A 534-nucleotide genomic window follows, 5' to 3' on the forward strand; every position below is an offset into this window, starting at 1 on the left:
GCCAGCACCACGCGCCACGTTTCGAAGTCATCCAAGACGCTGTAGAACGCCATCACCTCCGACGTCATTGCGCGGCCTTTTCGGCGATCAGACGCGACACTGCAGTCAGCGCCAGTTCGTAGCCGAGCGCGCCGAGCCCGGCGATGACTCCCGTTGCAGCACGCGACACATAGGAGTGATGGCGAAACGGCTCTCGCTTCCAGATATTGCTCATATGCGCCTCGATGATCGGTCCCTCGAAAGCGAGCAACGCATCAAGGATCGGGACCGACGAGTAAGTGAGACCGGCGGCATTGATGACGATCCCCTCGGCCCTCTCCCTCGCCTCCTGAATCCAGTCAACCAGAACGCCCTCGTGGTTGGATTGGCGGAAGTCGACCGTCAAGCCGAGCGAAACTGCATGGTCTTCGCAGCGCTTCTTGATCGAGACGAAACTTTCACGGCCATAGGTGCCGCTTTTGTCCAGCCCATAAAGATTGGCATTGGGACCATTGAGGAAATAGACAACTGGAGACGTCATGGCCGCGCTTTCAT

1 protein-coding gene is annotated in these 534 nt (G+C 58.4%); it reads right to left on the reverse strand.

The annotated features are described in order from the left end of the window. Positions 1–64: 64 nt before the first annotated feature. Positions 65–534 (reverse strand): type II 3-dehydroquinate dehydratase (locus AC1DS5_RS25560; protein ID WP_477721041.1); only part of this gene is annotated, 470 nt, incomplete at its 5' end.

It is taken from the genome of Polaromonas sp. P4_H1 (genome assembly GCF_056400945.1).